The organism is Synechococcus sp. H70.1 (assembly GCF_047502705.1).
Lineage (GTDB): Bacteria > Cyanobacteriota > Cyanobacteriia > Thermostichales > Thermostichaceae > Thermostichus.
In genome coordinates, this window is sequence record NZ_JANSIV010000090.1 from 26,095 (window position 1) to 30,175 (window position 4,081).

The 4,081-nt window shown below is 61.1% G+C and carries 5 protein-coding genes; 3 read left to right on the forward strand and 2 right to left on the reverse strand.

Features of this window, described 5'->3' with window-relative positions; all coding sequences use genetic code 11:
• The first annotated feature begins 102 nt into the window (after positions 1–102).
• Together cobO and NW827_RS06810 are read left to right on the forward strand one after the other, a co-directional pair.
• Positions 103–768: a cob(I)yrinic acid a,c-diamide adenosyltransferase gene (cobO, locus tag NW827_RS06805; RefSeq protein ID WP_414359235.1), complete on the forward strand. Its 666-nt coding sequence runs from the start codon at positions 103–105 to the stop codon at positions 766–768.
• Between the two features lie 11 nt (positions 769–779).
• Entirely contained in the window at positions 780–2,126 is a 1,347-nt protein-coding gene (locus tag NW827_RS06810; RefSeq protein WP_414403267.1) for a cobyrinate a,c-diamide synthase, read from the forward strand.
• A 49-nt stretch (positions 2,127–2,175) separates the two neighbouring features.
• Here NW827_RS06810 and NW827_RS06815 read toward each other — a convergent pair whose 3' ends face one another.
• Positions 2,176–2,556 carry a response regulator gene (locus NW827_RS06815; protein WP_414403268.1) on the reverse strand — a complete coding sequence of 127 codons (381 nt, stop codon included), beginning with the start codon at positions 2,554–2,556 and terminating at the stop codon, positions 2,176–2,178.
• 172 nt (positions 2,557–2,728) lie between these two features.
• Positions 2,729–3,661: an NAD(P)H-dependent glycerol-3-phosphate dehydrogenase gene (locus NW827_RS06820; protein ID WP_414403269.1), complete on the reverse strand. Its 933-nt coding sequence runs from the start codon at positions 3,659–3,661 to the stop codon at positions 2,729–2,731.
• 136 nt (positions 3,662–3,797) lie between these two features.
• Between NW827_RS06820 and NW827_RS06825 the strand changes: the two genes are divergently transcribed.
• Positions 3,798–4,081: alpha/beta fold hydrolase (locus NW827_RS06825; protein WP_414503475.1), on the forward strand; the 284-nt coding region annotated here is incomplete at its 3' end.

Sequence of the window (4,081 nt, forward strand, 5' to 3'; positions counted from 1 at the left end):
CGAAGATTCGAAAAGCTGGAAGCCGGATTAGGATGAGAGGCAGTGGGCCGGGCGAAGGGTTCGGCCTGCGGGAGTGCTTCTGCAAGTTCCCCCTCGGTAACCATGACCCACCCCTCCCCATCGCCCTCGACCCCTGAACGAGAGGCCGAGCGAAACTGGCAACACCGGCAAAGGATGCAGCGCCGCCAGCAAATCCAGCGCCAGCGCCTGGCAGGTATGCGTGACAACAAAGGCTTAGTTATTGTCTACACAGGTCAGGGCAAGGGCAAAAGCACAGCGGCTTTTGGTACGGTCTTTCGGGCCCTCGGCCAGGGCTTGTCAGTGGGGGTGGTGCAGTTCATCAAAGGAGCCTGGGATCCAGGTGAAGCCAAATTGTTGCGCAAGTTAGCTGCCCATCCCGAGCTGAACTTAGGGAAGATTGCCTTTTATGCCATGGGGGAAGGCTTTACCTGGGAAACCCAGGATCGCGAGCGGGACATTGCCTGCGCCCAGGCTGCCTGGGAAAAGGGGCGGGAGCTATTGGGTAGTGGCGAGTACCACTTGGTGCTTTTGGATGAAATCAACGTTGCCCTCCAGCTGGGGTATCTCTCGCTGGAGCAGGTGTTGGCTGGCCTAGCCGAAAAACCAGAAAGGGTGCACGTGATCCTAACTGGGCGAGGGGCGCCGGCAGGGCTAATTGAGCGGGCTGATCTAGTAACGGAAATGGCCTTGGTCAAACATCCCTTTCGCGACCAAGGGATCAAGGCGCAAAGGGGTATCGAGTTCTAGCCCTTGGACAGATGGCAATTCTGCTGGCAGCAGCGGCAAGCGGCAGCGGCAAGACCACCGTCACGTTAGCTCTGCTGGCCGCACTCCGGCGGCGGGGCCTGCGCATCCAGCCCTTTAAGGTGGGGCCGGATTACATCGATCCTCTCTTCCACACGGCAGTGGCCGGGATCCCCTCTCGCAATCTGGATCCCTTTTTAACCGACGAGAGCTTTGTGCAGCGCTGCTTTCGCTACCACTGTCAGGACAAAGATGGGGCGATTGTAGAAGGCGTGATGGGTCTCTTCGATGGGCAAGGGCCTGGATCTTCCTGGGCCAGTAGCGCCCATGTGGCCCGCCTGCTGGGGATCCCAGTGGTGCTGGTCATCGACGGCAGTGGCATGGGAACGACAGTGGCCGCCTTGCTCTACGGCCTGAGCCGCTTTGATCCCCGCCTGGCTATTGCCGGCGTCATCTTCAACCGGGTGGCTTCAGAGGGCCATGGCCAGGTGTTACAGCAGGCAGCGGCAGCCGTGGGGATCCCGGTTTTGGGGCAATTTCCTCGCCGCGAGGACTTGCGCCTGCCCAGCCGCTACCTAGGGCTGGTGCCTGTCTTGGAACTGGCTGACTTTCCCCGCTGGCAGGAGGCCTGGGCTGAGCTGGCAGAGCACCACCTAGATTGGGATCAGCTTCTGCCCCTAATCCGCTCCCTGCCGCCAGCAGTGGGGGAGCTCTGGCCAGGGGTTCATCCCCTGGCAACGCCAGTGCGGGTGGCAGTGGCCCGCGATGCCGCCTTTAACTTCTACTATGCCGACAACCTAGATCTCCTACGGGCTTGGGGGGCGGAGCTCCTGGAGTACTCCCCCCTGGAAGTCGGGCTGTGGCCACCGGATCCCTGCGATGGCCTGCTCTTGGGGGGCGGGTTCCCAGAACTGTTTGCCGCCGCCCTCTCTGAAAAAATAGCCCAGCAAACTCCGCCACCCGCCCATCCCCCCCTCTATGCCGAATGCGGCGGCTTGATGGTATTGGGACAGTCCCTCACTGATTGGGACGGAAAGACCTACCCCATGGCCGGCCTGCTGCCCATCACCGTGGACATGGGGGAGCGGCTGTGTCTGGGCTATCGCGAGGCCACCGTTCTACGCTCCACCCTCCTGGCAGCGGCCGGGGATTGCCTGCGAGGACACGAGTTTCACCGCTCCCGCAGCAGCCCTGCCTGCCCAAACCCCGTCTACAGCTGGGGATCCCCGCCCCAGCAGGAAGGCTGGGCCACTGAGCGCCTACATGCTTCCTACCTGCACCTCCACTGGGGATCCCGCCCCGACCTCGCGGCGCGGCTACTCCAGAATTTTTTATCGATTGGCCGTGCTCCAGCCTCTTGACCTGTCGAGCCGTGCTCTGCCGCAGGGGGAAGGGCTGGGATTGAAACTCCTAGGGGCAACCCCTAGAGGTTAGGTGGGCAGCAATGGTCCTCAGCAGCCGGCTTTGATCAATGGGCTTGGTGAGGTAGGCGTTGGAACCCAGTTGTCGCCCCTGTTCCGTAGCTTCCCGGGAAGTTTTGGAGGAGAGAAAGACGAAGGGAATGTGGGCTGTGGCTTGATCCCATCGCACGGCTTCTAGCACTGCATAGCCATTGAGCTTGGGCATGACTACATCGCACAGGACCAAGTCGGGCAGGAGGGCGCGCACCAGCTGTAATCCTTCCTCCCCGTTGCTAGCCGCAACAGTGTCGTACCCAGCTCGCTGCAGCACCTTCTGCAAATAGGTGCGGATAGCGGGTTCGTCTTCAATCACCAAGATGCGTTTGGACATGGGGCTTTGCAAACGAGAGCCAAGTTGAGGCAGGAACGAACGGGGAAGCTACAAAAAAAACTCCGCCAAATGGCTCATTTTGGTACCCCAGCCCTCTGCAAAAATCCTGAGACGGTGCAGAACCCCTTTCCTCATCCGCCTACCTCAGGGAGAGAAGCGGGGGGTGAGGGTCTTATTCTGAGGTAAGCTGTCGCTCCATCAGCCTAGCTAGGGCAGCAGGGGGGGTGGTCTGCCCTTGCAACAACAGATGCACCTCCTGCGTGATAGGCACCCGGATGTTGTGCTGGGCGGCAATCTTGACCACGACGGGAGCGGTGTAAACCCCTTCGGCAGTGCCCTCGATTTCCGCCAGAACCTGGGACAAAGGCTTGCCTTGACCCAAGCCGTAGCCTACGCGGTAGTTGCGGCTCAAGGGACTGTGACAGGTGGCCAGCAGATCCCCCAATCCTGAGAGGCCGTTGAAGGTCTCAGGCCGGGCCCCCAAGCAGGCTCCCACCCGGATCATTTCAGCCAAGCCGCGGGTGACCAGGGCAGAGCGAGCATTGGTGCCCAGTTGCAGCGCATCACACACCCCCACGGCAATGGCAATGACGTTCTTGAGGATGCCCCCTAGCTCCACTCCCAGAGGATCGCTGCTGGTGTAGAGGCGAAAGCGCTCGCAGGCAAGGGCATGCTGCACCTGTACCGCTGCCTCGGGAGTGCGGCTGGCCACCACTGCGGCTGCCGGCAAACCCTGGCGGATCTCAGCTGCCAGGTTTGGCCCGGAGAGCACCACCAACGGCTGAGTGGGGAAGGTGGCTGCCCAGATCTGGGCTGGCGTCAAAAGCTGCAGGGGATCTAGCCCCTTGGTGGCCGAGACCAAAATGGCTTGGGGGGGGATCCCCACCTGACGCACCGCCTCGGCCACGGGACGCACTCCGGCCATGGAGACGGCCGAAATAATAATGTTGGATCCCTGGAGCACCTCTTTGAGGTTCCAGCCATGGCGCCGATCCCAAACCTGCACCCCGTGTCCCTGGGCCTGGGCTAGCAAAGCCAGTGTGCTTCCCCAGGCCCCCGCTCCTAGAATGGCGATCTTTTGGGGGGATGTTGTGTTAGTTCTCATCTGACCTTTGTAGCCGCCGCTTCTCTCCCAAGATGCCTTTTGCAGACGCCTCCGAAGAACTCCCCACTAGCAGGAGAGCGACAAAGGTTAGTATGAGTGGATACCAAATCATGGGTTTGGCCTGAGAGCAGACGACATGACAGAAGCAGGGATCCAACGCCTTCCTGCTGAGGTGGCTGCCAAGATAGGAAGCTGGCAGCACGGCTATGCCCTGACCAATGGCATTCAACTGCACTATGTCACCCAGGGGGAAGGGGAGCTGGCAATCCTGCTGCATGGTTTCCCAGAGTTTTGGTATTCCTGGCGGCACCAGATCCCGGTGTTGGCGCAGCGGTTTCGCGTCGTGGCCCCTGATCTGCGCGGCTATAACGACTCCGAGAAGCCCGATTACGGGTACGCCCTGGAGTCTCTCGCCGAGGA